The 25,869-nt window shown below is 73.2% G+C and carries 25 protein-coding genes; 11 read left to right on the top strand and 14 right to left on the bottom strand.

What is annotated here, in order from left to right; translation table 11 throughout:
- The first annotated feature begins 4 nt into the window (after nt 1-4).
- Genes ACZ7G1_RS16970 through ACZ7G1_RS16960 form a run of 3 tightly spaced genes read left to right on the top strand, consistent with a single transcriptional unit; the run spans nt 5 to nt 3,670 of the window.
- A complete protein-coding gene (locus tag ACZ7G1_RS16970) occupies nt 5-1,408 on the top strand; it encodes an NtaA/DmoA family FMN-dependent monooxygenase (RefSeq protein ID WP_470877226.1) in 1,404 nt (467 codons plus the stop codon).
- The gene (locus tag ACZ7G1_RS16965) at nt 1,405-2,520 is read left to right on the top strand and encodes an LLM class flavin-dependent oxidoreductase (protein WP_470877227.1); all 1,116 of its coding nucleotides are present in this window, start codon (nt 1,405-1,407) and stop codon (nt 2,518-2,520) included. The genes ACZ7G1_RS16970 and ACZ7G1_RS16965 overlap by 4 nt, the downstream gene beginning before the upstream one ends.
- A 16-nt stretch (nt 2,521-2,536) precedes the next feature.
- Nucleotides 2,537-3,670, top strand: coding sequence for an LLM class flavin-dependent oxidoreductase (locus ACZ7G1_RS16960; RefSeq protein ID WP_470877228.1), 1,134 nt, complete (start codon nt 2,537-2,539; stop codon nt 3,668-3,670).
- An 82-nt stretch (nt 3,671-3,752) separates the two neighbouring features.
- Here the strand turns inward: ACZ7G1_RS16960 and ACZ7G1_RS16955 are convergent, their stop codons facing one another.
- Complete coding sequence (locus tag ACZ7G1_RS16955) at nt 3,753-4,724, bottom strand: GlxA family transcriptional regulator (RefSeq protein ID WP_470877229.1); 972 nt, start codon at nt 4,722-4,724, stop codon at nt 3,753-3,755.
- Nucleotides 4,725-4,822: 98 nt separating this feature from the next.
- Here ACZ7G1_RS16955 and ACZ7G1_RS16950 point away from each other — a divergent pair, with 98 nt between their 5' ends.
- Nucleotides 4,823-5,227, top strand: coding sequence for a hypothetical protein (locus ACZ7G1_RS16950; protein WP_470877230.1), 405 nt, complete (start codon nt 4,823-4,825; stop codon nt 5,225-5,227).
- Nucleotides 5,228-5,235: 8 nt separating this feature from the next.
- Here ACZ7G1_RS16950 and ACZ7G1_RS16945 read toward each other — a convergent pair whose 3' ends face one another.
- The 4 genes from ACZ7G1_RS16945 to ACZ7G1_RS16930 form a co-directional block, all read right to left on the bottom strand.
- On the bottom strand, nt 5,236-6,411 hold the full coding sequence (locus ACZ7G1_RS16945; RefSeq protein WP_470877231.1) for a GTP-binding protein: 1,176 nt from the start codon (nt 6,409-6,411) through the stop codon (nt 5,236-5,238).
- Nucleotides 6,412-6,418: 7 nt separating this feature from the next.
- Nucleotides 6,419-6,589, bottom strand: a complete 171-nt coding sequence (rpmF, locus tag ACZ7G1_RS16940) for a 50S ribosomal protein L32 (RefSeq protein ID WP_470877232.1) — start codon at nt 6,587-6,589, stop codon at nt 6,419-6,421.
- Between the two features lie 158 nt (nt 6,590-6,747).
- Entirely contained in the window at nt 6,748-7,443 is a 696-nt protein-coding gene (locus ACZ7G1_RS16935; protein WP_470877233.1) for a sigma-70 family RNA polymerase sigma factor, read from the bottom strand.
- A 157-nt stretch (nt 7,444-7,600) separates the two neighbouring features.
- Nucleotides 7,601-8,308, bottom strand: coding sequence for a hypothetical protein (locus ACZ7G1_RS16930; RefSeq protein WP_470877234.1), 708 nt, complete (start codon nt 8,306-8,308; stop codon nt 7,601-7,603).
- 203 nt (nt 8,309-8,511) lie between these two features.
- Here ACZ7G1_RS16930 and ACZ7G1_RS16925 point away from each other — a divergent pair, with 203 nt between their 5' ends.
- Both ACZ7G1_RS16925 and ACZ7G1_RS16920 read left to right on the top strand, forming a co-directional pair.
- Complete coding sequence (locus tag ACZ7G1_RS16925; protein ID WP_470877235.1) at nt 8,512-9,738, top strand: MFS transporter; 1,227 nt, start codon at nt 8,512-8,514, stop codon at nt 9,736-9,738.
- Nucleotides 9,735-10,823 carry a sugar ABC transporter permease gene (locus ACZ7G1_RS16920; protein WP_470877236.1) on the top strand — a complete coding sequence of 363 codons (1,089 nt, stop codon included), beginning with the start codon at nt 9,735-9,737 and terminating at the stop codon, nt 10,821-10,823. The genes ACZ7G1_RS16925 and ACZ7G1_RS16920 overlap by 4 nt, the downstream gene beginning before the upstream one ends.
- Here ACZ7G1_RS16920 and ACZ7G1_RS16915 read toward each other — a convergent pair.
- The gene (locus ACZ7G1_RS16915; RefSeq protein WP_470877237.1) at nt 10,810-12,006 is read right to left on the bottom strand and encodes an acyl-CoA dehydrogenase family protein; all 1,197 of its coding nucleotides are present in this window, start codon (nt 12,004-12,006) and stop codon (nt 10,810-10,812) included. The two genes, ACZ7G1_RS16920 and ACZ7G1_RS16915, sit on opposite strands and share 14 nt — an antisense overlap.
- Before the next feature lie 145 nt (nt 12,007-12,151).
- On the opposite strand from ACZ7G1_RS16915, the gene ACZ7G1_RS16910 reads away from it, so the two are divergent.
- Both ACZ7G1_RS16910 and ACZ7G1_RS16905 read left to right on the top strand, forming a co-directional pair.
- Complete coding sequence (locus tag ACZ7G1_RS16910) at nt 12,152-13,948, top strand: CoA transferase (protein WP_470877238.1); 1,797 nt, start codon at nt 12,152-12,154, stop codon at nt 13,946-13,948.
- Nucleotides 13,945-15,600 carry a class I adenylate-forming enzyme family protein gene (locus tag ACZ7G1_RS16905; protein ID WP_470877239.1) on the top strand — a complete coding sequence of 552 codons (1,656 nt, stop codon included), beginning with the start codon at nt 13,945-13,947 and terminating at the stop codon, nt 15,598-15,600. Before ACZ7G1_RS16910 ends, ACZ7G1_RS16905 begins: the two co-directional genes overlap by 4 nt.
- A gap of 60 nt (nt 15,601-15,660) precedes the next feature.
- Here ACZ7G1_RS16905 and ACZ7G1_RS16900 read toward each other — a convergent pair whose 3' ends face one another.
- The 6 genes from ACZ7G1_RS16900 to ACZ7G1_RS16875 form a co-directional block, all read right to left on the bottom strand.
- On the bottom strand, nt 15,661-16,464 hold the full coding sequence (locus tag ACZ7G1_RS16900; protein WP_470877240.1) for a metal ABC transporter solute-binding protein, Zn/Mn family: 804 nt from the start codon (nt 16,462-16,464) through the stop codon (nt 15,661-15,663).
- A complete protein-coding gene (locus ACZ7G1_RS16895) occupies nt 16,413-17,291 on the bottom strand; it encodes a metal ABC transporter permease (RefSeq protein WP_470877241.1) in 879 nt (292 codons plus the stop codon). Before ACZ7G1_RS16895 ends, ACZ7G1_RS16900 begins: the two co-directional genes overlap by 52 nt.
- Nucleotides 17,288-17,923: a metal ABC transporter ATP-binding protein gene (locus ACZ7G1_RS16890; protein WP_470877242.1), complete on the bottom strand. Its 636-nt coding sequence runs from the start codon at nt 17,921-17,923 to the stop codon at nt 17,288-17,290. The genes ACZ7G1_RS16895 and ACZ7G1_RS16890 overlap by 4 nt, the downstream gene beginning before the upstream one ends.
- Nucleotides 17,924-18,044: 121 nt before the next feature.
- Nucleotides 18,045-19,274, bottom strand: coding sequence for an ROK family transcriptional regulator (locus ACZ7G1_RS16885; protein WP_470877243.1), 1,230 nt, complete (start codon nt 19,272-19,274; stop codon nt 18,045-18,047).
- A 155-nt stretch (nt 19,275-19,429) separates the two neighbouring features.
- The gene (locus ACZ7G1_RS16880) at nt 19,430-20,653 is read right to left on the bottom strand and encodes a chitosanase (RefSeq protein WP_470877244.1); all 1,224 of its coding nucleotides are present in this window, start codon (nt 20,651-20,653) and stop codon (nt 19,430-19,432) included.
- 242 nt (nt 20,654-20,895) lie between these two features.
- On the bottom strand, nt 20,896-21,996 hold the full coding sequence (locus tag ACZ7G1_RS16875; RefSeq protein ID WP_470877245.1) for a class I SAM-dependent methyltransferase: 1,101 nt from the start codon (nt 21,994-21,996) through the stop codon (nt 20,896-20,898).
- A gap of 161 nt (nt 21,997-22,157) precedes the next feature.
- Here ACZ7G1_RS16875 and ACZ7G1_RS16870 point away from each other — a divergent pair, with 161 nt between their 5' ends.
- Complete coding sequence (locus tag ACZ7G1_RS16870) at nt 22,158-22,550, top strand: carboxymuconolactone decarboxylase family protein (RefSeq protein ID WP_470877246.1); 393 nt, start codon at nt 22,158-22,160, stop codon at nt 22,548-22,550.
- A 3-nt stretch (nt 22,551-22,553) separates the two neighbouring features.
- Nucleotides 22,554-22,766, top strand: coding sequence for a hypothetical protein (locus ACZ7G1_RS16865; RefSeq protein WP_470877247.1), 213 nt, complete (start codon nt 22,554-22,556; stop codon nt 22,764-22,766).
- A gap of 86 nt (nt 22,767-22,852) precedes the next feature.
- Here the strand turns inward: ACZ7G1_RS16865 and ACZ7G1_RS16860 are convergent, their stop codons facing one another.
- Nucleotides 22,853-24,244 carry a copper resistance CopC family protein gene (locus tag ACZ7G1_RS16860; protein ID WP_470877248.1) on the bottom strand — a complete coding sequence of 464 codons (1,392 nt, stop codon included), beginning with the start codon at nt 24,242-24,244 and terminating at the stop codon, nt 22,853-22,855.
- 147 nt (nt 24,245-24,391) lie between these two features.
- Complete coding sequence (locus ACZ7G1_RS16855) at nt 24,392-24,991, bottom strand: DUF2867 domain-containing protein (RefSeq protein ID WP_470877249.1); 600 nt, start codon at nt 24,989-24,991, stop codon at nt 24,392-24,394.
- A 112-nt stretch (nt 24,992-25,103) separates the two neighbouring features.
- Between ACZ7G1_RS16855 and ACZ7G1_RS16850 the strand changes: the two genes are divergently transcribed.
- Nucleotides 25,104-25,751, top strand: coding sequence for a TetR/AcrR family transcriptional regulator (locus ACZ7G1_RS16850; protein WP_470877250.1), 648 nt, complete (start codon nt 25,104-25,106; stop codon nt 25,749-25,751).
- Nucleotides 25,752-25,869 lie beyond the last annotated feature (118 nt).

Here is a 25,869-nt window from a genome sequence, read left to right as displayed (position 1 = left end):
CACCATGACGAACCCGACCACCGGCAAGCCCCTGAAGCAGATCCATCTCGCGGCCCACTTCCCCGGCGTCAACAACACCACCGTGTGGAGCGACCCGCGGGCCGGCAGCCACATCGACTTCAGCTCGTTCGCGCACTTCGCGCGGACCGCCGAACGCGCCAAGTTCGACTTCCTGTTCCTCGCCGAAGGACTGAGACTGCGCGAACAGGGCGGCCGGATATACGACCTGGACGTGGTGGGCCGGCCCGACACCTTCACCGTCCTGTCCGCGCTCGCCGCCGTCACCGAACGCATCGGCCTGACCGGCACCATCAACTCCACCTTCAACGAGCCCTACGAGGTGGCCCGCCAGTTCGCCAGCCTGGACCACCTGTCGGGCGGACGCGCCGCCTGGAACGTCGTCACCTCCTGGGACGCCTTCACCGGCGAGAACTTCCGGCGCGGCGGCTTCCTCCCGGAGGACCAGCGCTACTCCCGGGCCCGGGAGTTCCTGTCCACCGCCCACGAACTGTTCGACTCCTGGCAGGGCGACGAGATCGTCGCCGACCGCGAATCCGGCACCTTCCTGACGGACGCGAAGGCCGGAGCCTTCGCCCACCAGGGACAGCACTTCGACATCGCCGGCCAGTTCGACGTCCCCCGCGGCCCGCAGGGCCGCCCGGTGATCTTCCAGGCGGGCGACTCCGACGAGGGCCGCGAGTTCGCCGCCGCCGAGGCCGACGCCATCTTCAGCCGGCACAGCACCCTGGAGGCGGGCCGGGCCTTCTACACCGACGTCAAGGGACGACTCGCCCGCCACGGCCGCACCCACGACCAGCTGCTCATCCTGCCCGCGGCGACCTTCGTACTCGGCGACACCGACGCCGAGGCACAGGAGCAGGCCCGGGAGGTACGGCGCCGCCAGGTCAGCGGCCGGACCGCGATCGCGTACCTCGAACACGTCTGGAACCGGGACCTGTCCGCGTACGACCCCGACGGCCCCCTCCCGGACATCGACCCGGACCCCGGCGAGCACACCGTCGCCCGCGGCCGGGCCAGCGTCCGCGAGTTCCGGGACTCCCTCGCCGTCGCCCGGAAATGGCGCGAACGCGCCGCGGCCGACAACCTGTCGATCCGGGAGCTCGTCATCGAGACCACCGGCCGCCAGTCGTTCGTCGGTTCCCCGGCCACCGTCGCCGACGCCATCGACCGGTTCGTCCAGACGGACGCCGCCGACGGCTTCATCCTGGTCCCGCACATCACCCCCGGCGGCCTCGACGAGTTCGCCGACACCGTCGTCCCGCTGCTCCAGGAACGCGGTGTGTTCCGCCACGACTACACGGGCACCACGCTCCGGGACCACCTCGGCCTGGCCCACCCCGACTCCCGCGCGCGCGTGGACGCGGAGAACCGGCGGGTGGCGTCGTGAAGTTCCTCGCCATCACCCTCATCGTGCACGCCCCGGACCCGGTGACCGGCGTACGGAAGTCCACCAACGAGCGCTTCCGCGAGGTGATCGACAACGCGCTCCTCGCCGAGGAACTGGGCTTCGACGGCTTCGGCGTCGGCGAGCGCCACGAGCGGCCGTTCATCTCCTCCTCGCCGCCGGTCGTGCTCAGCCACATCGCCGCGCTCACCTCGCGCATCCGGCTCTTCACCGCCGTCACCACCCTCAGCCTGCTCGACCCGGTGCGCGCCTACGAGGACTACGCGACCCTGGACCACCTGTCCGCGGGCCGCCTCGACCTGATCATCGGCAAGGGCAACGGCACCGCCCAGCGCGAGCTGTTCCACGTCACCCCCGAGGACCAGTGGGACCGCAACGCCGAGAGCTACGAACTGTTCCGCCGCATCTGGCGGCAGGACAAGGTGAGCGCCTCCCCGCGCTTCCGCCCCGGGCTGACCGAAGCGGAGGTGTGGCCGAGACCGCTCCAGCAGCCCATCCGGGTCTGGCACGGCAGCGCGACCAGCCTGGAGTCGGTCGACCTCGCCGCCCGTTACGGGGACCCGCTCTTCTCGGCCAACGTCACCCACCCGATAGAGCCGTACGCCGAACTCGTCCGCCACTACCGGGAGCGCTGGGAGCACTACGGCCACGACCCGGCCCAGGCGGTCGTCGGCGCGGGAACGGCCGGCTACTACGCGGCCCGCACGTCACAGGAGGCCGTCGCGGCGTACCGGCCGGTGTTCGAGGGCCACCTCGCGTTCCAGAAGAGCCTCGGCCTGGAGCCGGTGTTCGCCACCCTGGATGACTTCGTCGAACGCAGCTCGGCGCTGATCGGCAGCCCGCAGCAGATCATCGACAAGGTGCACCGCTACCACGAGCGGTTCGGCCACAGCGTGCTCCACCTGCAGGCCGACGCGAGCGGTCTCCTCCCCGCCCAGCACCACGCGTCGCTCGAACTCTTCCAGTCCGAGATCGCCCCGGTGCTGCGACGCGAGATCCCCGACCCTCCGTTCCCCTGGGCGCCGGTCATCGCGGCGCCCGAGCCCCCGCTCGTGTCCCCGCCCGCACCGGCGCCCGCGTCCACCGACCACTGAGGAGCACCACCCGACCATGCCCGGCATACCTCTCGGAGTCCTCGACCTCGTCCCGATCCCGTCCGGAGCCACCGCCGCCCAAGCGCTGCGCCACACCGTCGACCTGGCCCAACAGACCGAGCGCTTCGGCTACACCCGCTACTGGATCGCCGAGCACCACCTCAACCCGGGGGTCGCCGGGGCCTCTCCCGCCGTCGTGCTGGCCCTGACCGCCGCCGCGACGTCCACCATCAGGATCGGCTCCGGTGCCGTACTGCTCGGCCACCGCACCGCGCTGTCCACCGTCGAGGAGTTCGGCCTGATCGACGCCCTGCATCCCGGGCGGATCGATCTGGGGCTCGGCCGCTCCGGCGCACGCTCGTCCGGGCGGAAGGCGGACCCGCGCCCGACCACGACCCCCGTCGTCGACGGCCGCACGCCCAACGGCCTGAAGATCCCGCCCCGCTTCTCCTTCGAGCACCTGATCGGCTCGCCCCGCTTCCGGGTCCAGCAGCAGTTGCTGCACCAGCCCGGCGCCCAGCCCCAGGACTACGGCGAGCAGGTCGACGACATCCTCGCCCTCCTGCGCGGCGACTACCGCGCGGCGGACGGGACCGAGGCGCACGCCGTCCCCGGCGAGGGCGCGGACCTTGAGGTCTGGATCCTCGGCAGCAGCGGCGGAGAGAGCGCCGACGTCGCCGGCCGCAACGGCCTCCCCTTCGCCGCCAACTACCACGTCAGCCCGGCCACCGTACTGGAGGCGGCGGAAGGCTACCGCGCCGCCTTCCAGCCCTCCGACCACCTCGACAAGCCCTACGTCAGCATCTCCGCCGACGTCGTCGTCGCCGAGGACGACGAGACCGCCCGCGAACTCGCCACCGGCTACGGCCCCTGGGTCCGCAGCATCCGCACGGCCGAGGGCGCCATCCCCTTCCCGACCCCGGACGAGGCCCGCGCCCTCACCCGCACATGGACCGAAGCGGACCGCACCCTCGTCGCGGACCGCCTCGACACCCAGTTCGTCGGCTCACCCCAGCGCGTCGCGGACCACCTCGAACAACTCCAGGAGGCCACCGGCGCCGACGAACTCGTCATCACCACCATCACCCACGACCACGCCGACCGGGTCCGCTCCTACCGCCTCCTGGCAGAGGAGTGGCGACGGCGCTGAGCGGGCTCGCCTCTCAGGATCGCGATGACCTCGGCCCGCGTGGACGCCGCGGCGCCCGCCCGCGCGGCCCCCGGTCATGGACTCAGGCCGTGACCCCGTCGCGGTACCGGGACGGGGAGACGCCGTAGCGGTCCAGGAACGCCTTGCGCAGGGCCTCAGGGGTGCCGAAGCCGCAGCGGGCCGCCACGGAGGCCACGGGGAGGGGACTCGTCCGGAGGAGGTGCGCGGCCGTCTCCGTGCGGACGGCCCGGACGTACCGGCCGGGCGGTTCCCCGAGGCACCGGGTGAAGAGCCGGGTGAGGTGACGGGGTGTCATGCCGGCGCGGGCGGCGAGGGTGGGGGTGCTCAGGTCGTCGTTCGGGTGCGCGGCGATGTAGGACGCGAGGACGCGGACGGTGTCCTCGCGAGGGGGCGGCGCCGTGGTGAACACGCTCATCTGGCGCTGGTCGCCGGGACGTTGCATGTGGACGACGAGGTGCCGGGCCACCTGGCGAGCCGTCTCCGGGCCGTGGTCCTCCTCGACGAAGGCCAGGGTCAGGTCGAGCGCGCTGGTGATCCCGGCCGACGTGTACACGTTGCCGTCGCGGATCCACAGGGGCGCCGGGTCCACCCGTACCGCCGGGTATCCGTCCGCCAGGTGCGGGGCGAACTGCCAGTGGGTGGTGGCCCGTCGGCCGTCGAGGAGACCTGCCGCGGCCAGCACGGCCGCGCCCGTGCAGACCGAGGCGACCCGTCGGCTCTCGCGGCTGAGGCGCCGGACGTGTCCGACGAGGCGGGGATCGCGGGTGAACCGCTCGACACCCAGCCCGCCCGAGACGACGAGCGTGTCCAGCGGCCCCTTCGTCCGCTCCAGGGACTCGACGCCGGCCAGCGTGAGTCCGGTACCGCACCGGATGGAAGCCCCGCCCGGCGCGAGCACCCGCACGCGATACGGCGTCCCGGGGTCCCCGAGCGCGTTGGCGAGGGCCAGTCCGGTCGTGACGCAGGCGATGTCGAGGAGCTCGGCCGACTCGAACCCGACGACGGCCACCACCCGTTCAGCGCGATCCCCCATGCCCCGACCCTAGTCCGCACGGACCTACAGCCCAAGACGACGGACATCCCGTTACCGCACCGGCGGCCGGGGCGGCCGAGCGTCGCACAGTGGGCCGCATGACGACGATCCGCTTCCTCGCACACCGCTGGCCCACCTTGCTCGCCCTCGCCCTCGCCGTGGCCACCTTCGCCGACGGGCTGCCGCCCACCCCCTTCCTCGCCGCCCTCCTCGTGGTCATGCCGCTGTGCTACCTGGCCCTCGGCGCCGCACGCGGCGAACTCGGCACCCGGCGCGCGCTCACCGTCCAGTCCACCGGTCTCCTCGCCTTCGGCGCGTGGGCCGTGGCCGTCCTCCTCCTGGACGGCCGGACCGCGCTGTACCTCGTCGCCGCCGGCTGGCTCGCCCACGGCCTCTGGGACCTGTCACACCACCGCACCGGCCGGGTCGTCCCCCGCGCCTGGTCGGAATGGTGCGGTGTCGTCGACGCGTCGGGCGCCCTGGCGATCGTCCTGCTCGTCTGACCGCGCCCTCACGGCACGTGCACCGCAACGGCGTGTTCGTGTTCGCACGCGTCCTCGATGCCGTAGGTCTCCCAAGCGGGGAAGGCGTCTTCGGAGGGCGCCCGCTCACCGGGGGCGAGGAGGCAGGCGTCGAGAGCCGCGCGGAGGGCTGCGGGGCGCAGGCCGGTTCCGATGAACACCAGCTCCTGGCCCTGTCCGGTGCCGGGGTCGCGGGCACCGGAGGGCTCGAAGCGGGCGACGGCGCCGGCTTGGGACCACAGTCCGGTCACGCGCGGGCGGCTGGCGAGCCAGAAGAAGCCCTTGGAGCGCAGGATTCGACCGTAGGTGCCGCTGTCGAGACCCTTGGTGACGAAGGTCCAGAGGCGGCCGGGGTGGAAGGGCGCGGCGGAGCGGTACACGAGGGAGGAGATGCCGTACTCCTCGGTCTCGGGTACGTGGTCGCCGTTGAGCTCCTTGACCCAGCCGGGGGCCTGCTGGGCGCGCTCGACGTCGAAGAGGCCGGTGCCCAGTACCTGCTGGAGGGCGACTTGTCCGCGGACGGCGGGCACGATCCGGGCCTCGGGGTTGAGGCGGGTGAGCGTCGCGCGCAGCCGCGCCGCCTCGTTCGGTCCGACCAGGTCGAGCTTGTTGAGGACGATGACGTCGGCGAACTCGACCTGGTCCACGAGCAGGTCGCTGACGGTGCGTTCGTCGTCCTCGTACGGGGCGAGTCCGCGGGCGGCGAGTTCGTCGCCGCCCGCGAGTTCCGGCAGGAAGTTCGCCGCGTCGACGACGGTGACCATGGTGTCGAGGCGGGCGAGGTCGCCGAGGGTGGCGCCGTCGTCGCGGGGGAAGGAGAAGGTGGCGGCGACGGGCATGGGCTCGGAGATGCCGCTGGACTCGATGAGCAGGTAGTCGAACCGGCCCTCGCGGGCGAGGCGGTCGACCTCTTCGAGCAGGTCGTCGCGCAGGGTGCAGCAGATGCATCCGTTGGTCATCTCGACCAGGCGTTCGTCGGTGCGGGACAAGGCGGCCTCGCCGCCGCGCACGAGCGCGGCGTCGATGTTGACCTCGCTCATGTCGTTGACGATGACCGCGACCCGCAATCCCTCGCGGTTGCCGAGGACATGGTTGAGCAAGGTGGTCTTCCCCGCGCCGAGGAAGCCGGACAGGACGGTCACGGGCAGGCGGCCGTACGTCGTCATGAGCGGCTCAGCCCTCGGGGCGGAGCAGGCCGCGCTCGTACGCCTTCACCAGGCGCTGCGGCACCTGGTGGACCACGCCGTCGACCGTGATCGGGACGAGCTGGGGGGTGGTGGCCTTCCACTGGGCCCTGCGGTGACGGGTGTTGCTGCGGGACATCTTCCGCTTGGGGACGGCCATGGGGATCTCCAGGGGGTGGGGGACCGGTGATGGCCAAGACCATATATGAAAACGGTTGTCGTTACCAATGTGCCCTGCTGCTCGCCCTCGCCGTCACCGGTGCGGGATCGCGGTCCGACACCGTGATCCCGCACCGGTCAGGGGCGTGCCGTCAGGGCTCAGGCGAGCGCCGGTGTCCGGGTGAACCGTCTGGGTGCGGGCAGCTCGCCGGCCGGGGCGGTCACCGGCGGGGGTGCCGCGTCCTCGTCGCCGCGGAGCAGGGCGACCAGGGAGGTGCGGGCCCGCGCGACGCGGGAGCGGACGGTGCCGACGGGGCAGCCGATGGCTTCGGCGGCCTCGGCGTAGGGGAGGCCGAGGAGTTGGGTGAGGACGAAGGCGTCCTTGCGTTCGGGCGGGATGGCGGCGAGGAGCTCGGCGAGAGCGACGCCGTCCTCGAAGCCGGGGAGGCCCTGGGGCTGGGTGTGCTCGGCCTGGGCCTGCCAGTCGTCGCGGTCGGACAGCCGGGGGCGGGCGGCGGCGTGCCGCAGGCTGTCGACGACCGTGCGGCGGGCTATCGAAAGGAGCCAGGTGCGGGCCGAGGAACGCCCCTGGAAGCGGGGCAGCGCGGCGAGCGCGCGGAGGAAGACCTCCTGGGTGAGGTCGTCGGCCGCCTGGCGGTCGGCACTGAGGTAGGTCACATAGCGCCGGACGTCGCGGTGCAGGGCGCGTACGAAGAGGTCGGCCTTGGCCGGGTCGCCGTCGCGGGCGGCCAGCGCGAGCCGGGTCGTCGCCGCGTCGGTGTCCGCGTCCGGCGCGTGGGCCGAACGGGAGGTCCTCGGCGGGCGCTGAAGGAGGGTGTCGTGGGCAGGAGTCATCGCCACAAGTCCTTACGAGGCAAAGGGAATCCGGCCGGGCGCGCGGATGAGGGCGGCGCCGTGCCGGTGACGGGTACGGCCCGCCGCGACCGAGCGGAGGCGGCGTGGCCGATGCCCGAGCGACGGAACGGTGCCGTCGAGCTCGGGGAGCCGGCTGTCAGAGGACAGCGAGTGCCTGGGGAGGACCTCGGGAGATGAGCGAATGGGCGAGGAGGAGGCGGCGCGGAGCCCGCTCGTCACCGGCCCGCGCGGGCCTGAAGCGAGGCCTGTTCGGCGCGATGGGGACGAAGGACGCGAGCAGCGGACACAGGGGGCGGAACAGTCGCAGGGACGCGGCGCGCAGAAGACGGAACGCCGCCCGCTCGCCGTACGCCATCCACAGTCCGCTCAGGAGCGCGGCCAGGAGGTGTGCCGAGACCATGCCGAAAGATGCCGACATGTTTGTCATGTCATGCGCGGCCGGGAGCTCGGAGACCATGTCGACGGACGCGGCCATGTCCCCGTGACCCATGGCCGCGTGCGACATGTGCGCGTGTGCCCCATGCGTCTCGCCCGTGGGCATCGGCATCGGCGTGAGTATCCGGATCGGCAGCGCCGCCGGCGCCGGCGGCGTCGGCTGGGACCAGGAGAAGGCCGCGTGGAGCGCGCTCTGCACGGCCACGCTCGCCGTGGTGACGGCGAGGAGACCGCGCTCGCGGCTCGCGAGGTACCAGGTGACCGCCGTGGTGGCGGCGAAGGCGAGGGAGAGCGTCCAGGCGGGCACGGCCTGCCCCGACATCACGATGTGACCGGTGGCGGCGAGCAGCACGCAGACGGCCGCGAACATCGCGGCCCGCACTCCTCGCGAACATCGGCCTGGTGTCATGGCGCGCCCATCCTTGCACCCCTCCCCGGAGGCATGAGGGCGGGTACGGCCGACCCGCGGCCGCCCCCTCGACCTGTCGGGACATGAGTACGCGACTGTGGCGCGTCCCACAAGACCGCCTCGGGAACTTCAGGCACGGTCGCCACGACTCCTTCAAGGCGACGGCGTTCGGCCCGTTCGCCGAACGGGGGAGGAGAGACGCGGTGACGAGCGCGGGTACGGCGGCGGAGCCAGGCCATGCCGATGCCGGAGAGGGGCCGGCCCGCGGACTGACCGCACTCCTGACGACGGCCATGGCCTTCTCGATGATGCAGCTCTTCCTGCTCGGAGCACTGGGCCCGCGCCTCGTCGACCGACTCGGCGTCTCGGAGACCGTGCTGGGCCTGACCACCACGGTCGGCTTCGGCACGGCGGCCGTCCTGTCGCCCGTCGGCGGCCGGATCGTCGACCGCGTCGGCCCGCGCCGGGCGCTCGTGGCCCTGCTCTCCCTCTCGGCCGTGGCACTGGGGCTGATCGGCGCCGCGCCCGGCTCCGGCCCGCTGCTCGCGGCCGTCGCGCTCGGCGGCCTGCCCCAGGCGCTCGCCAACCCGGCGACGAACAAGGCGATCCTGGCGTCCGTACCGGTGGCCAGGCGGGGTGCGGTCACCGGCGCCAAACAGTCCGGCGTCCAGCTGGGGGCCTTCGTGGCGGGGCTGCCCCTCGCCGTGGCCGCGAGCGCGATCGGCTGGCGGGGCGCGGTCTGGGTGGCCGCCGGTGCGGCGCTCCTCGCGGCCCTGTGGGCCCGGCGCGCGCTGCCCGCCGACGCGTCACCGTCGCCGAAGGGGGCCGCGAACGGTCCGGCACGGTCCCGCTCCGGTGGTCCCGTGCCGTGGCTGGCCGCCTTCTCGCTCTTCCTCGGCGCGGGGATCGCCTCCGTCAACACCTACCTCGCGCTGTTCGGCGCCCAACGCCTGGGCATGGGGCCCACGGTGGCGGGCGCACTGGTCGCCGTCCTCGGGGTCGCCGGGATCGCCGGCCGCGTCGGCTGGTCCCGGGCCGCCACCCCCGGCCGGGCGCCGTGGCTGCCGGGCCTGCTCGCCGGCGGGGCGGTGGGCGCGGCCGTGCTCCTGGCCGCCGCCGTCCGCGTCGACCCGCTGGTGTGGGTGGCCGCCGTGGCGGTGGGCGTGTTCGCCGTCTCCGGCAACGCCGTCTCGATGGTGCTCGTGATGCAGCGCTCCGCCCCGGGACGAGCCGGTCAGGACTCCGCGCTTGTCGCCGCCGGTTTCTTCGCCGGATTCGCCGTGGGGCCACCGCTGTTCGGCGTCCTCGCGCAACGCGGACGGTACGGGGAGGGCTGGGCGCTGGTCGCCGTCGAGTTCGCCCTCGCGGCGGCCGTCGCGCTCGCCTGGGCGGTACGGGACCGCCGTACGCGCGCGGCGGGTCCGCGGTGACCGCCACGGCCTGGGCCGAGGAGGCCCTCGACCTCGTGCTTCACCGGGTGGGGGAGACCTCGGAGCAGGTGGGACAGCGCTTTCCCCTGTACGCCGACCCGGCCGACGGCCGTTGGACGACGACAGGGCGCGGATCGTGGACGGGAGGTTTCTGGGCGGGACTCCTGTGGCTTCGGGCCGGCCGCACCGGCGGCGACGCGGACCGTGCGGCGGCCTCGGCCGTCACCGCCCGCCTCGCCCCGTGGGCCGAGGCGGACACCGCGACCCGCGGCCTCATCCTCTGGTACGGCACCGCCCTGGCCGGCGAGGACGGCACGGCGAGGGGCCTGCGGGAGCGTGCGGCGAGGAGCGCCGTCGACGCCTTCGATACGGAGCTGGGCCTCGTCCCGTGGGGCGCGGCGCTCGGCGGCGCACGGCTGAGGGCTCGTACGGACGGCGTCCCCGGTCTCGTACCCCTGCTGGCTTCGGCCGGACCCGAGGGGCGGGTCGCGGCCGCCGCGCACCTGCACCGCCACCTGGACCTGTGTCTTCCCCGCGAGGGCGCAGGGCGGCCCCGCCCGGCATGGCGCCGGGACGAGACGGGCGGGTGGACGGTCGAAGCCGACCCCGCGCGCGGCTGGACGCGCGGCGAGGCGTGGCTCCTCCTGGCCGTGGCGGACGCCCTCCTGCTCGCGGACGCCCCGCCGTGGCGCAAGGACCGGCTGACCAGGGCGGCCGAACTCCTGCTCTCCGACTGCGCGATGCTCGTCGGCCCTCTCGTCCCGCCGACGGACGCCCACCGTGCGGACGGGCCGCTCGACACCTCCGCCGCCGCCATCACCGCGGTCGCCCTCCTGAAGCTCGCGCTTCTCCCCGGAGCCGACTGGTCGGCGGCGTGCGCGTCCCGGGCGGAGACCGTCCTGCACCGGCTCGCCCACGTCCACCTCACCCGCCCGGGCGGTCGGCGCCCGGCCGGCATGCTGCTCGACGGCTGCTACGACGCCCCCAGCGGAACGGCCGTCCGCCACGAACTCGTCTGGGGCGACTTCTTCCTGACCCTCGGCCTGGCCGCCCTGCTCGGCCGCGCCGACCTCAGGCGGGTGTGACGGCAGAGCCCTGACGGCCGCGCAGGACGCGCCGGGCCACGGACGAGACGTGCTGCTCGTCCGGCCCGTCGAGGATCCGCGCCGTCCGTCCGGTACGGAACAGCGCCGGCAGCGGCGTGTCCGGACCGAGCCCGGCCGCGCCGAAGACCTGGACGGCACGGTCCGTGACCGTCTGAAGGGTGCGGGCCGCCGCCGTCTTCGCCAGGCCGACCTCCACACGGGCGTCGCGTCCCTCCGCGACCAGGGCCATCGCCTCGTACACGAGGGGCCGCGCCGTCCTCAGCGCCAACAGGGATTCGAAGACGTGCTGTTGGACGAGCTGACGGTCCGAGAGCGGGCCCCGTACGCCCTGACGTGCCGTGGCGCGGTCGCAGAGCAGGTCGAAGGCCCGCTGGGCCTGGCCGATCCACCGCAACGCCCTGAGGGTGCGCCCCAGTTGGAGGCGTTCGGCCGCGATGGCCAGAGCCTGCCCGGTGTCGCCGACGAGGTGATCCTCGTCGACGTCGACACCGTCGAACTCGATCTCGTACTGGCCGGTCGCGCCCAGGATCGGCAGCTCGCGCACGACCCGGAACCCGGGGGAGCCGGTCGGCACGAGGAGGAGCGACAGGCCGGTGCGGTCTCCGGGCGACCCGCCGGTGCGGGCGAGCACGGTCACGAGGTCCGCGTCGCCCGCGTTCGACACGAACCACTTGCGGCCGGTGACGCGCCAGCCGCCGCCGGGCCGTCGCTCCGCCCGGGTCGCCGTGAGCGCCGGTTCGGTCCCGGGCGTGTCCGGCTCCGTCATCGCGTAGCAGGTACGGAGGTCACCGGAGACCAGGCGCCGCAGATACTCCGCGCCCACCTGCGCGGACCCGTGCCGGGACAGCATGGTCACGTCGAGGAGGGACGCCGATCCGAGGGCCGCGGGACCGTGATCAGTGGCGCCCTCGGCCTCGGCGAGCGTCGCGTAGGCGCTCAACGTCAGCCCTCCGCCGCCGAGTTCGGCCGGCAGGGGGAGCGCCCACAGCCCGGACTCGCGGGCTTCCGCGCGCAGCCGTTCCCGAAGGTCCCTGGCGTTCGGGCCGCCGGCGTCGAGCTCCGGCTCGGAGGGGAGGACGCGGTCACGGACGAACGCGGAGACCCGCTTCCGCAGCAGGTCCAGATCGGCATCACCCTGATCCGTTACGTCATGGTCCGTCACTGTTTTCCTCCATCTCGGGAACTCGACAGAACACGCGTCCGACTGCCTGCCCGTGGAAGTGGTCGGGCGCACCGGCTCCCCAGTTCCCGTGACCGTGAAAGCCCCCGTGCGACGGCCGTCACCGCCGCACCAGGAGAGGAGAGCCATGGCGTCATCAGCGACCGCGCACACCGCGGTCCGCCGTCCGCTCGACACAGCCCGCCCGCTCGACGCACTGCGATGCGACATCGGCGGCCCCGAGGCTCTGACCCGCGTCGTCTCCGACCATCTCGGGCGGCTCGGGGCGACGGTGCGGCACGACGGCCCGGATGACATCTCCCTCGGTGGCGCCGGGTTCGCGCCCGTCGCGGCCCGCACCGCCTGGGGACCGGCCGGCTCGGGGATCGAGGACGAGGCCACCGCCCAGGCGGTCACCGGCGTCATGGCCGTCCACGGACGCCGCCACGGAACCCCGCGCGGCCTCGGCGTCGACTATCTGGCCACGGCCACCGGCGTGCTCACCGTCCAGGGCCTGCTGGCGGGGCTCATCGGCCAGGCCCGGGGCGGATCGCCGGCCCGCGCGCGGACGACGACGGCCGATCGGGCCGGACTCCTCACCGTCTCCCAGTACCTCGCCGCCGCCGGTGCCGACGAGCCCGAGGCCGTCGAACCTGCCCCGGGCGGACCGCCGTTCACCTCCGCCGACGGCATCCTGTTCGAGCTGGAGACGCTCGACCCAGGCGCCTGGGCGGACTTCTGGCGCGCCCTGGAGGCACCATCCGACGCCATACGAGCCGGCTGGCGGCCCTTCCAGTTCCGGTACGCCACCGCCTGCGCGCCCCTCCCCGCCGACCTGCACGGGGCGACCCTCCGCCACACCTGGGAACGGATCGGGCAGGCCGCCGCGATGTCGGGAGCCGAGGTGTGCCGGCTGCGCACGCTCGCCGAGCGCGCCCGCGAGGACGACGGCGCCGACCCGTGGAGCCTGCGCCCGCTGGGCGCGGGCCGGCCGGGGACCGCCGTGACCGCCGATGCCGCCACGGCGGACCGGCCGCTGGCCGGCCTGACCGTCCTCGAGGCGGGCCGCCGGATCCAAGCGCCACTCGCCGCCCACCTGTTGGGCCTGCTCGGCGCCCGGGTGATCCGCGTCGAACCGCCGGGCGGCGACCCGCTCCGGGGCATGCCGCCCGCCTGCCACGGGATCTCCGCCCGCTGGCTCGCGCTCAACCGGGGCAAGGAGGCCGTCGAGATCGACATCAAGGCGCCCGCCGACCGGAGCCGCCTGCGCGAACTCGTGGCCGAAGCCGACGTGTTCGTCCACAACTGGGCCCCGGGCAAGGCCGCCGAACTCGAACTCGACGCCGAGCACCTGACCGCCGTGAACCCGTCCCTCGTCTACGCCTACACCGGCGGCTGGGCCGACCGGCTCGACGACGCCCCCATGGGCACCGACTTCATGGTGCAGGCCCGCACCGGAGTCGGGGAAGCCGCCCACCCGGCCGGCGAACCGCCCGCACCGTCCCTGATGACGCTCCTGGACGTCCTGGGCGGCCTGCACGGCGCCGAGGCCCTCCTCGCCGGCCTGCTCCTGCGGGAGCGCACGGGGCACGGCGTACGGGTCGACTCCTCGTTGCTCGGCGCGGCCGACACCCTCCTCGCCCCCGCCCTGCGACAGGCCGCGGCCGGCGCGGACCCCCGGCGCCCCGCCGGATTCCGGCACCCGCTCCGGACCTCGGACGGCTGGATCGCCCCCCGCGACAGCAGCGCGCCCGCCGCCTCCGCGTACGACCTCTCGGGCATGTGCACCGAGGATGCCCTCGACCAGCTGCGCGGCCACGGCCTGACGGCCACCGCCGTCACCACCGACCTGTCCACCCTCCACCACGATCCGCGCCTGTCCGGCTCGATCAGCCGGGACGCGCACGGTGCCCCCGCCGTTCCCGACCCCTGGAGCTTCGCGTGACCGTCACCCTGACCGACCTGCTGCCCGCCGGACTCCGCCGCTCCTGGGTGGTCGACGGCACCTGCCCCGACCTCGACCTCTACAGCCTCTATCGGGCCAGACAGATATCCGACCTGCACCGCACCGCCGTGATCGACGCCAAGGGCAAACTCTGTTACACGGCGCTCGACCGCAAGGTCAGATGTCTGGCCGAGGGCCTGCGCGGGCTCGGGATCGGTGCCGGAGACGTCGTCGCCGTACAGCTCCCCAACAACCGGAACGCCGTCATCGCGGACCTCGCCCTCGCCGCGCTGGGCGCCGTCGCCCTCCCCTTCCCCGTGGGGCGCGGCGCCGTGGAGGCCGAGTGCCTGCTGCGCCGCGCGGAAGCGGTGGCCGTCATCGCCGCGACCGAACACCGCGACCAGCACCACGCCGCCGACCTCCAGGCCCTCGCCCCGGCGCTGCCCGCCCTGCGCCACGTGATCGCCGCAGGACGCGGCCCCGCCCCTGAGGGAACGATTCCCCTCGCCCGGCTGCTGCGGAGCGACCCCGCCGGTTTCGTCCCGGCCCGCCCCGACCCCGACAGCGCCGCGCGCATCCTCGTCTCCTCCGGCTCGGAGGCGGAGCCGAAGATGGTGGCCTACTCGCACAACGCCCTGGCCGGCGGCCGCGGAAACTTCCTCGCGTCGCTCATGCCCGACGGAACCCCGCCCCGCTGCCTCTTCCTCGTCCCCCTCGGCTCGGCCTTCGGGTCGAACGGCACGGCCGTCACGCTCGCCCGGCACGGCGGCACGCTCGTCCTGCTCGACGACTTCACGCCCGAGGCCGCGCTCGCCGCCGTACGGGAACACGAGCCCACCCACATCCTCGGCGTCCCCACCATGATCCGGATGATGCTGGCGGCCCTGGAGAAGACGGACGGCCCACTGCCGACCCCCACCGCGCTCGTCCTGGGCGGCGCACCCCTGGACGAGGTCACCGCTTCGGCGGCCTCCGAGGCGTTCGGCTGTCCGGTCGTCAACCTCTACGGGTCGGCCGACGGCGTCAACTGCCATACGGGACTAGGGCATTCCGTCCCGCCCACCGACCGCTCCGGTGTCGTCGCCGGACGCCCCGACCCCCGGGTCACCGAGATCCGCATCGCCGACCCCGACACGCACGAGCGGCTGCCCGACGGGCGCATCGGGGAGATCGTCTCGCGCGGACCGATGACCCCGCTCCGCTACGTGGCCTCCCCTGAGCTCGACGCCCGCTACCGCACTCCGGAAGGCTGGGTCCGGACGGGCGACCTCGGCTTCCTCGACGACGAGGGCGTCCTCCATGTCGTCGGCCGCCTCAAGGACATCGTGATCCGCGGCGGTGCCAACATCAGCCCCGCCGAGGTCGAGCGCGAACTCGTCTCCCACCCACAGGTGCGGGACGCCGTCTGCGTGGGGGTGCCGGACCCGCTCATGGGGGAGCGGCTCGCCGCCTGCCTGGTGGGCAAGGACGCCGAGGGCCCGACGCTGACGGAGCTCGGCACGTACCTGTCCGCGCGCGGACTCGACCGGCACAAGCACCCCGAGCACCTCCTCGTCCTGCCCGAACTGCCGCTCACCGCCGCCGGGAAGCCCGATCGTGCCGCGCTGCGGCGCCGGATCGTCGAGCGGGCCGGCAGCCTCGTCGGGGCGTGACCGCATGAGGGAGGGGAGGGCCGCGGCCGGCGACCCTCCCCTCCCTCACGCGGCTCGGGCTCAGCCCATGGCCTTCTTCAGCTCGGCCGCCGCGTTGCGGTACACGGCGAGGAGATCCAGGTCCTCGCCCGGGTAGTTCACGATCTCCACCTGCTCGGCGCCCGAGTCGGGCAGCACGGTGCCCGTCGACATATGGGCGTTGTCGAGGACGAAGGCGGGCTTCTTCGCCGAGAGCGTCGCGAGCTGGGCAGGGGTGACCGGCTCGGGGCCGTACGTGCCCACCGTGTTCGCACCGGCCAGTCCGGCCGCCCAACTCGTGAAGACCTGGGTGACGAGGACCGGGCTCTTCCCGCCCGGCCAGGCCGCCTTGAGCTCGCCGTTCAGCTTCGTGACCTCGCCGTCGAGGCGGGTCTTCCACTGTGCGGCGGCGTCCTTCGTGCCGAACAGCCCGCCCAGGCGCACGACTTCGGCCCCAGCCTTCGCAGGGTCGTTGTCGAGGTTCACCTCGACCAGCTTCGCCTTCGAGCCGGCCGCCTCCTTGATCTTCGCCGCGTACGGCTCGAAGGGCGCGTACAGCACGAAGTCGGCCTTCGCGACGGCGGCCAGGTCCGACGGCTTCGGGTCGTAGTCGGGGGCGTGGTGGACCGACTGCGGGACGATCACCGTGATGTCCTCGGCCCCCGCTGCCTTGGCGAAGGCCCCCTCCCAGGTGGTCGTCACGACCACCACCGGCTTGCGGTCCTTGGAATCGGTGGTGCCGGAGGAGGCGGCGTCCTCGCCGCCGCACCCGGTGAGCAGCGGCAGGGCCGCGCTCAGTGCGACGAGGGAAGCGATGCGGGTGTTACGGACGCGGGTGCGCGCCATGAGCTGTTTCTCCGTTCGGGAATGAGATGCGCGGCGAGGACCACGGTCCCCGCCGTCAGGACGAGGACCGGGCCCGGAGGCCAGTCCAGCCACAGGGCCAGGAGGAAACCCGTCGCGTTGACGGCGACCCCGATGCCGACCGCCCACACGGTGATGGACCAGAGCGAGCGGCCGATGCGGCGGGCGGCCAGCGCCGGCAGCAGCGTCAGGGCGTCGACGAGAAGCGCGCCGGTCAGCTTGATGGCCCCGGCGACCGCGACGGCGACGAGTACGAGAAGCGCGGTGGTGAGGAACCGTACGGGCACGCCCGAGCACTGGGCGAGCTCCCGGTCGTACAGCAGCAGCGCCACCTCACGGCGCCGCCACCAGAACAGGGACGGCACGACCACGGCCAGCGCGCCGAGCACCACGAGGTCGGCGGTGCCCACGGAGAGGATCGACCCCCAGAGGAGCGCGAACGCCCCCGAGGCGTTGACGCCGGAGACGGCGAGGAGGAGGAGCGCGGCGGCGATGGCCAGGCTCATCAGCAGGCCCATCGCCCCCGAGAGACCGGCCGGTGTCCGGGCCAGCGGGGCGACGCCCGCCCCCGACAGGGCGCAGGCCACGAGGGCGCACAGCATCGGATCGAGCCCGGTCAGCAGCCCGACGGCGATGCCGAGCAGCGCCACGTGCATCATCGCGAACCGCACCGGCATGATGTCGAGCCCGACGATGACGACCCCGATCACGGGCAGCCCGACGGCCGCGAGGAGCAGGGCCGCTCCTGCCCGCTGGACGGGCACGAGCTGGAGCATGGCGCCCAGGTCGGCGGCCGCGAGCGCGTTCACCGCACCTCCCGCAACCGGCCGGCGGCCATCTCCAGGACCCGGTCGCACCGTTCCGCCAGTGCCCGGTCGTGCGTCACGACGACGAGCGTGACCGGCAGGGCGGTGAGGACGTCGGCCGCTTCCTCCTGCCCCTCGAAGTCGAGGGCGGCGGTCGGTTCGTCGGCGAGGAGCACCTGCGCCCCGGCCGCGACACAGCCGATCGCCCGCGCCAGGTACATGCGCTGCAACTGCCCGCCGGACAAGGTGTCCACAGGCCTCGCCGCCAGGGCGCCGACCCCCAGCCGTGTCGCGGCCTCCGCCGCCTCGGCCGCGGCCCCGCTGCTCGCCAGGAGCTCGTCCCCGCGCAGCGGAAACCGCCCGGCGGCGGGCTTCTGCGGAATCCAGGCGCACGACCGGCGCCGGCACGCCCACTCGGCGGCCGAGCGCGCTCCGGTCCCGCCGACCTCGATGGTGCCGCTCGTGTGCCGGTGGAGTCCGAGGACCGCGCGCAGCAGCGTCGTCTTCCCTGATCCGTTCGTGCCGGTCAGAGCCACCCGCTCGCCCGCGGCGATCTCCAGATCCACCCCCACGACGGCCGCGTTGCGACCGTGCCGACAGGCGACTCCGCGCATGCGTATGTCCAGTCCGCCCATCCTCTGCCTCTCGCCGCCGCCGTGCTCTTGCGGAGAGGGAGTCGTACGGGAAGGGCGTCCGGTTCCCGCGCCACTTCGGGAACTCCGGCGGGCCGGTGTGGAGACGCACGGGCCCGGTCGGTCACCTCTCCTCGGGTCCCCGCACCGCAGCGCCGTAGACCTCCTCGCGGGCGTCCGCGAGCGCCAGGTCCAGAGCACCGCTCAGTACGGGGTTGCCCTCGACGGCCGACAGCCGGATCCGGGCCCGGGAATGGGCCAGCACGCGCAGTTCGCGTTCCACGAGCTCCCGCAGGTGCTCGCCGCCCGCCGCGCTCAGCCGCCCCGCGAGCACCACGAGCCCCGGGTCGACGACCGTGACGATGGAGGCCAGACCGACGGCGAGCCGGGCCGCCACGACCCGGAGCCCGTCCTGGGCCCGCTCGGCGCGGCTCCCCGGGGTCCCGGTGGCGAGGCGGACCGCTTCCGCCACCACGTCGGGGAAGTCGGAGCCCGTCACGCCGTACGTGCGGAGCAGCGCGGACACGGAGTCGCCGCCCGCCAGTTCCTGGTAGCCGTGGTGACCGTAACGCCCCGCGTCGCGGGCCGTGGCCGCGCCGGGGAGCGGAAGGTAGCCGACCTCCCCGGCGCCGCCGAAGAAACCGCGGTGCAGGCGTCCGCCGATGACGAGGGCGGCTCCCAGGCCCTCGTCCGCCCACAACAGGACGAAGTCGGGGCAGTCGGCCGCGGTGTGCGCCTGCTCGGCCACGGCGGCGAGGTTCACGTCGTTCTCGACGCGGACGGGTACGCCGAGCCCCTCGCTGAGGACCCGGTCCAGGTCGGGGACCAGCCAGGCGGCCATGTCCTCCTCGCTGGCGTACTCCAGGCGCCCGGTCGTCGGATCGACGGCCCCCTGGACGCCGATGACCACGCTCCTCGGCGGCTCCGGTGTCGGTACCCGCGCGAGGGCCGTGCGCAGCGCCGCCACCAGCGAGTCCCCGCCGGCCTTCCGGCGCTCTCCCGGCGCGCTCGGGACCGGCGACTCCGCGTCGCCGACGACCGTCCCGGTGATGTCCGCCGCCCGCACCGCGATCCACTCCGGAGTCACGTCGACGGCGGCGACGTATGCCGCCGCCGGGTTGACCCGGTAGGTCTCCGGCACGCGGCCCGGCAGTCCGGTCCTGAGGCCGTTGCCGACCACCAGACCCGATTCCAGCAGGCGGGCCAGCACCTGGGAGACGGTGGGTTTGGAGAGGCCGGTCAGCTTGCTGATCTCCGGGCGCGTGAGCGGGCCGCGCCGGAGCAACAGGTGCAGTGCGGAGCGGTCGTTGATGGCACGCACGAGCCGCGGGGTCCCGCGGACGAGGTCGGTCACTTGCCCTCCGCAGGCAGGTCAGGTCAGGTCACGTGGGGCTTGGCACGGGCAGCGTACAGGCCTGGGAAACCTTCCTTACATCGGTTTCCGGGTTCACGGCACGAGCACGGGAAGGGCCGCCGGGCGCGGTGCCCGGCGGCCCTCCCCGCGTCCGGTTACCGCGCGATCGAGAACGACTCGCCGTAGACGCTCCACGACAGCGGGGTGTTGAGGTGGAGGTTGCCCTCCTTCAGGAACTTGCGCTGCGCGGTGCTGACGCGGGTGGTGTCGCTGTGCGCCTCCTCCCTGCGCATCTCCTCCTCGCGGGCGTCGAGGAACGCGTTCAGGTAGGTGGTCTCGTTGCCGCCCCGGGAAGGCGGGGTCGCACGCGAGAGCGCCACCTGACGGATGCTCCGGAAGCCGTCCTCGCCGTGCATCACGGCCGCGTCGTAGTAGGCGAACTGGCCGAGCGCCTTGAGGCCGTCCGTCTTGGCCTGGGACACCGCCGGGTTGAAGTACACCCGGTCGCGCTCCGCCTCCTGCGTCTGCTGGAACACCGTGTCCTGGGCGGCCTGCCGCCAGGCGTTCTCGAAGGCGGTGCCCAGACCCGCGTGGGAGTCCGTGCCGTTGACGTTGCGCAGGGCCGGCAGGTAGGGCGCCAGCGGGTTGCCCGGCTTCTTCGCGGTGTAGCGCTCGACGAGGTCGAGCATGTCGCCGGTGCCGGAACAGAAGCCGATGATGCCCGCGGTGTAGCCCCGGCCGTCGTCGATGTCCTCGATGTAGGAGAACTGGGCCCGCCAGTCGAGCGAGGAGTTCTCGAAGGTCGACACCAGCTTCATGGCGACCTCCTTCTTCGCCGGGTCGTCGAGGTTGGTGCCGGTCGTGGGCGGCGGAGTGGTCGAGCCGCCACCGCCGTACGCCTCGACCTCCCAGAGCGAGTAGCCGTACGAAGTGCCCCGCTGCGTGCCGAAGACGCGCAGGTAGCGGCCGCTGCCGTTGACGGTCAGGTCGTCGGTGCCGCCGTCGCCGGCGGACGTCGAGTAGACCTGGCTCCAGCTGCTGCCGTCGTTGGACACCTCGACCCGGTACGACTTGGCGTAGGCGGCCTCCCACTTGAGGACCACCCGGCTCAGCGCGGTCACCGCGCCGAGGTCGATCCGTATCCACTGGTTGTCCACGCCTTCCGCGCTGGCCCAGCGGGTGGACGTCGAGCCGTCGACGGCCTTGGCACCGGTGAACGTCCCGTCCTCGGTGGAGGAGACGCTCACCGGCTTGTTCAGTGCGAGGTTGCCGGTCGCGGCGGTCGCCGGCGTGAGGACGACGAGTGCGGGCAGCAGCGCACCCGCGGTCACGGCGGCGGCCGCGGTGACCGCGCGACGCTGAATTCTGCTCAGGGGCATGGGGGTTCCTGTCGCGTACGGAGGGACGGGGCGGGGCACCGGTTCCTGGTGTGAGCTGTCGGGCGCCCTTGTCGTTAGGAAAGCTTCCTAACGATGCGGGGATGGTAGAGCCGCCGCTTCCCGTGCCGCAATGCCCCGGTGCCCGCGCGCCGCATTTGTTACCAAGTGCAAGCAAGATCAAGTGAGTTGCCGGATGACCCGCGCTCGGGCGGGGGACGTCCCCGACCGGGGACGACGCCGGTTCAGGACTTGGTGGCGACGTAGTACACGTTGAACGGGTCGCCCTCGACGGACTTGATGTCGATGCTCTCGAAGCCCGCGTCCCGGAGCATCCGCTCCGCCGCCTCCTGGCCCCAGGCCGTGCCCAGGCCCGCACCGCCGGTGCTCAGCGAGGTCGTCATGCAGTAGAAGACGGAGAACGTGTAGAGCGCGGGACCGAAGGGGTGCCCGATGTTCTCCTCCAGCCTGCTGGAGGCGGCGATGTCACCCATCAGGAACACGCCGCCGGGCCGCAGGGCCTTCGCGATCGCCGCCAGGGTCTCGGCCGGCCGGGCCAGGTCGTGGATCACGTCGAACGCGGTGACGACGTCGTACTCCCCGGTGATCCGCGTCGAGTCGGCGAGCACGTAACGGAGGTTGTCGAGCCCGGCGAGCGCCGCCTCGGCACGTGCGGTCTCGATGGCGGACTCCGACTGGTCAAGGCCGTCGAAGCGGCTGGCGGGAAACTCCCGGGCCAGGACGAGCGGAGCACGCCCCTGCCCGGTGCCCACGTCCAGGACGTCGACGCCCTCCCTCATCCGTTCGGCCAGTCCCGGCACCAGCGGCACGATCGTGTCCACGAGCGCGAGGTCGTACACCCGGGCGCTCTCCTCGGCCTGGAGCCTGTGGAAGCGCGGGTAGGCCGAGTACGGCACGCCGCCGCCGTCCCGGAAGCAGCGCACCACCTGCTGCTCGACCTCGCCCATGAGCCCGATGTACTGCATGATCCCCGCCAGGTTGTCGGGGCCCGCCGCCGTCGTCAGCGAGGCGGCGTGTTCCGGCGGCAGGACATAGGTCCGCCCTCCCGGGTCGTACTCCAGGAATCCGCCGACGACCATGCCGCCCAGCCACTCGCGGACGTACCGCTCGTTCAGGCCCGCCGCCTCCGCGATCTCGGTGCTCGTCGACGGCGGGAGGGCGGCCAGCGTGTCGAACAGGCCGCATTGGTGACCGGCGCTGGTCAGCAGCGCGAGCGCGCTCTTGTTCAGGACGTCGAGGACTTCACCCGCGAACGCCTCCTGCTTGGCGGCGTCGACCGGAGGCCCTGGTGTCCCGGGAGGCCGCGATGTTTCCGGAGTGGACATGGCCAGTCCTTCCACCAGACGTCGGTGGGCGCGCCGAGTGAGACCTCTTCCCACGATACGTCCGGACCGCCACCGGCACGGACCGGTCGCAGCCGGGACGTTTGCTCTCTACCGTGAGAGGTGGGGGCAGTCGATCGGCTGGGCTGAGAGGAGTGGTCATCATGGCCGGCCGTAGCCGAGGCGAGGTGGAAGCGGAGATCAAGGAGACGCTGGGACTCGTTCCGCACTTCTTCTCCCTGATCCCCGACGACCTGCTGGACTACGAGTGGGAGATCTTCAAGAAGATCGAACTCGGCGAGACGCTCATCCCCAACAAGTACAAGGAACTCATCGGCGTCGCTCTGCACTCCGAGACCAAGTGCCGCTACTGCACGCTCTTCCACACCGAGGCCGCCAAACTGTTCGGAGCCACGGACGAGGAGATCCAGGAAGCCGTCCACTACGCGAAGAACAGCCTCGGCTGGAGCGCCTACATCAACGGCATGCGCGAGGACTACGACGAGTTCGCGCAGGAGCTGGGGCAGATCAAGGAATACCTCCAGTCGAAGGGCTGATCCATGCAACTCGAGTGGGCTCGGCCGGGCGTGCTGCGCGCGACCGCTCACGCCTTCGAATTCGCGGCACTCGTCGCCGCGGCCCGATTCGTGGCCGAGTCCGCCCCACCCGAGATCCCCGAGGAGGCGCTCGACCAGCTCCGCCAGGTCCTCGACGCATACGACGAGCAGACATCCCGCCTGCGCAAGGTGCCGCCGTCCCCGGACACCGGGTGACCGGCACCTCTCCCCGCGCGGCGCGGCGGGTGCCGGAGGCCGGCCTCGGTCCGGGCCTCCCGCACCCGCGCTTGCGCGCGCGGAGGTCACCTCTCCGCTTCGTCCGCGCTCTTCTTGTGGCGGCGGACGGTGACGACCATGGCGGCGACCATCCCGACGAGTCCGATGCCGAAGCCGATTCCGATGGCCCGGAGGCTGGTGACCGCCCGCTCGCCGGAAGCCTTGGCCGTGCGGGAGAGGCTGGAGGCGGGGGAGGGAGAGGGAGAAGGAGAGGCGGAGGAAGGCTTCGGGGTCACGGCGGCGGCCGACGGCGTGGTCGAGGCCGACGCGGCGGCGGTCCTCACCGTGAACTCCGACTTCCCCGACACAGGATGACCGTCCGCTGAGACGACCCGATAGCCCACCGTGTACCGGCCGCCGGCCTTCGCGTCCTTGAGTTTCACCGTGACCCGGCTCCCCGCCACGGCGGGTGCGCCGTCGCCGAGCGCGGCGCCGTCCGGTCCCGTGACGGCGACCTGGGCGCCCTTCTGCGTCACGGGGTCGCTGAAGGTGAGCGTGACGGTCCGGGGCAGGACGTCGAGAACCGCGCCGTTCGTCGGGCTGGCGCCCTCCAGGCCGGTGTGGGCGGCGGCCTGCGGAGAGGAGATCGCCAGCAGACCGGTGACGGCGACGGGAACGAGCAGGGAGCGGACCGCCGTACGGGCGGAGCGCGGGTGGCTGATGCGCATGTCGGAAGCACTCTCTGCCGCCCGCCGGCACCGGGTGCGGGCGGGGCGGCGTGTCGAGGAGACCGCGAGAGGCCGGTCCGGCCTCCCCGGTTCGAGACGATCCGACGCGAGACGTCGGATCCCGAGCCGGAAGCCGGTTCCGGCCGGCGGCGGGAACGGGTTCGGGAGGAGCCCGTGAGCCGGCGGGGCGCGTCCGGGGCACGGGTACGCGAGGGCCGCGGACCGCAGGGGCGCCGTCCGGGCGACGGTACGCGGCAGCTCGCCGCGCACGACCCCGGCGACCTTCGGCAGGGGCCGCAGCGCATGCCGAACCCGCCGTGCCGAATCCGCGACGGGCCGGGCGCGCAGGAGCAGCGACTCACCGGTGCCCAGGAGCTGCGCCGCGAGCAGCAGCGTGACCGCGTGACCGGCAAGCAGCAGCGACGGCCCCGGCCCGGCCGACGTCAGCCCGCCGGGATGCTCGCCGCCGTGCGCGTCGGCGAGTGCCGCGCACGCCTCCGGCACCACATAACCGACGTGATGCGCGACCTGCACGCCCACGAACACCGCCGCCAGCCCGCTGTCGGCGAGCCGTCGGCGGGCGAGCGCGACGCACAGGGCCCCGGCGAGCACCGCCACGAGGGTCAGGACGAGCAGGTGAGAAGCGCCCTCACGAAGCAGGCCATGCCCCCCGACCGGCAGCAGTACGCAGAGCACCGCCGACACCCCTGCCCACGACGACCCGGCGTGCGTGGTGCGGACAGCGAGCATGCCGGGCCTTCGGAAGGAAGCGGTACGGGAGGCCGACGGACAGGGACACAACGGACGGCCGCAACGCAGCGTACCGGCCCGCCTCCGACGCACCGGCGGCGGCCGGGCGGCACGCCTACACCGCCGCGCCCCCGCCCCGGACACCCCCTAGGAGCTCTGCCCGAGCAACCGCTCCCGGTCCCGCCAGGCGGCCTCCCACTGGCGGGTCATGGCCGGGTAGACGACGAGGTACCGGAAGGGCGTGATCAGGGCCATGTAGAGGCGGCCCAGGCGGCCGTTGGGCTTGACGAGGACCGCCATGCGGAGTTCGTGACCGCCGGCGGGCGTCTCCACCCAGCCCAGGTGCAGAACCCCGTGGACGGTCTTGTTCGCCAGTTCGCGGGCGCATTCGTCGTGGAGCTCGTACAGCGGGACGAACGGGCCCGGGCCCGGGACGGGGAGGACCGTCGCCGTCAGTTCCTCCGGCATGCGCTCGCGCAGTGAGCGAACGCGGGGGCCGATGCCCGTCTTCGGGTCGTCCCAGCCGAGCAGGGCGCCCAGCTTCCAGCGCACCGCGAACAGGAGTTTCGTCGGCCCGGACTGGCGGGAGAGACCGGCGCCGGCGGCGATCACCGCGAGCACGCGCGGGAAGTCGTCGGGTCCGGCGCCCGGGGTGCGGAAGGACCAGACGTCCTCGGTGGTGAAGTCCGGGGTGAACTCGTGGATCCGCCAAGGGCGGGTGGTGTGTTCGGTGACGGGGAGCTTCATGTCGCTGCCGCCTTCCCACTTCTGTACGCCTACGTATAACGACGACGCCCACGATGCCAGACCGGATGTACGGAGGCGTATATTCGGTGGATCGAGTAAGGGAGGACACATCGTGGGCGCCGCACGCACACCCCGCGAACGATGGGTGCAGGAAGGTCTGACCGTCCTCGCGGACGGCGGCCCGGACGCGGTCCGCGTGGAAGCGCTCGCCAAGCGCCTCGGCGTCACCAAGGGCGGCTTCTACGGTTACTTCGCCGACCGTGACGCCCTCCTCGCCGCCATGCTGGACACCTGGGAGCAGGAGGCCGCCGACCAGGTGATCGACCGCGTCCGTCAGGACCTGTACGGGGACCCGAGGGCCCTCATCACCCTCGCCGGCATGCTCACGTTCTCCGGCGACCGGTTGCGCCCGATCGACCTCGCCGTCCGCGACTGGGCCCGCCGCGACGAGACCGTCGCCACCCGCCTGCGCCGCGTCGACAACCGGCGCATGGAACTGCTCCGCGAGATGATCGGCACCTTCTGTCCCGACCCCGACGAGGTCGAGGCCCGCTCCCTGCTCGCCTTCTGTGTGGCCATCGGCCACCACTTCCTCGCCGCGGACCACCCCGGTCACACCCGCGCCGAGGTCCTCAAGCTCGCCGGCGACCTGATCCTGGACCGGCCGAAGGGCGCGCGCTCCGACGTGGACACCGACCGTCCCAGGAAGGTGCAAACGGGGCCAACGGAAAGTTCACGAACAGGACCGTCACTTTCCTGACAGAGCCGCCCCAACGAGCCGTCAGGGAAAGAGAAGCAGCCCCTTGCACCCCTCCGACCTGCTGTTATTGTCGGTGATCAAGTAATGAGGGGGCGCAGGCGCGCAGGTCGCGTCGATC

Source organism: Streptomyces sp. NPDC037273, from assembly GCF_055603625.1.
The sequence above is the reverse complement of the archived record's forward strand: the minus strand, read 5'-3'. Positions and strand labels throughout refer to the sequence as shown.

What these genes read in the sequence shown, in the direction of transcription:
- ACZ7G1_RS16970 (WP_470877226.1), top strand. Translation starts at nt 5, where the DNA reads ATGACGAACCCGACCACCGGCAAGCCCCTGAAGCAGATCCATCTCGCG.
- ACZ7G1_RS16960 (WP_470877228.1), top strand. Translation starts at nt 2,537, where the DNA reads ATGCCCGGCATACCTCTCGGAGTCCTCGACCTCGTCCCGATCCCGTCC.
- ACZ7G1_RS16955 (WP_470877229.1), bottom strand. Translation starts at nt 4,724, where the DNA reads ATGGGGGATCGCGCTGAACGGGTGGTGGCCGTCGTCGGGTTCGAGTCG.
- ACZ7G1_RS16950 (WP_470877230.1), top strand. Translation starts at nt 4,823, where the DNA reads ATGACGACGATCCGCTTCCTCGCACACCGCTGGCCCACCTTGCTCGCC.
- ACZ7G1_RS16945 (WP_470877231.1), bottom strand. Translation starts at nt 6,411, where the DNA reads ATGACGACGTACGGCCGCCTGCCCGTGACCGTCCTGTCCGGCTTCCTC.
- rpmF (WP_470877232.1), bottom strand. Translation starts at nt 6,589, where the DNA reads ATGGCCGTCCCCAAGCGGAAGATGTCCCGCAGCAACACCCGTCACCGC.
- ACZ7G1_RS16935 (WP_470877233.1), bottom strand. Translation starts at nt 7,443, where the DNA reads ATGACTCCTGCCCACGACACCCTCCTTCAGCGCCCGCCGAGGACCTCC.
- ACZ7G1_RS16930 (WP_470877234.1), bottom strand. Translation starts at nt 8,308, where the DNA reads ATGACACCAGGCCGATGTTCGCGAGGAGTGCGGGCCGCGATGTTCGCG.
- ACZ7G1_RS16910 (WP_470877238.1), top strand. Translation starts at nt 12,152, where the DNA reads ATGGCGTCATCAGCGACCGCGCACACCGCGGTCCGCCGTCCGCTCGAC.
- ACZ7G1_RS16900 (WP_470877240.1), bottom strand. Translation starts at nt 16,464, where the DNA reads ATGGCGCGCACCCGCGTCCGTAACACCCGCATCGCTTCCCTCGTCGCA.
- ACZ7G1_RS16890 (WP_470877242.1), bottom strand. Translation starts at nt 17,923, where the DNA reads ATGGGCGGACTGGACATACGCATGCGCGGAGTCGCCTGTCGGCACGGT.
- ACZ7G1_RS16880 (WP_470877244.1), bottom strand. Translation starts at nt 20,653, where the DNA reads ATGCCCCTGAGCAGAATTCAGCGTCGCGCGGTCACCGCGGCCGCCGCC.
- ACZ7G1_RS16875 (WP_470877245.1), bottom strand. Translation starts at nt 21,996, where the DNA reads ATGTCCACTCCGGAAACATCGCGGCCTCCCGGGACACCAGGGCCTCCG.
- ACZ7G1_RS16870 (WP_470877246.1), top strand. Translation starts at nt 22,158, where the DNA reads ATGGCCGGCCGTAGCCGAGGCGAGGTGGAAGCGGAGATCAAGGAGACG.
- ACZ7G1_RS16865 (WP_470877247.1), top strand. Translation starts at nt 22,554, where the DNA reads ATGCAACTCGAGTGGGCTCGGCCGGGCGTGCTGCGCGCGACCGCTCAC.
- ACZ7G1_RS16860 (WP_470877248.1), bottom strand. Translation starts at nt 24,244, where the DNA reads ATGCTCGCTGTCCGCACCACGCACGCCGGGTCGTCGTGGGCAGGGGTG.
- ACZ7G1_RS16855 (WP_470877249.1), bottom strand. Translation starts at nt 24,991, where the DNA reads ATGAAGCTCCCCGTCACCGAACACACCACCCGCCCTTGGCGGATCCAC.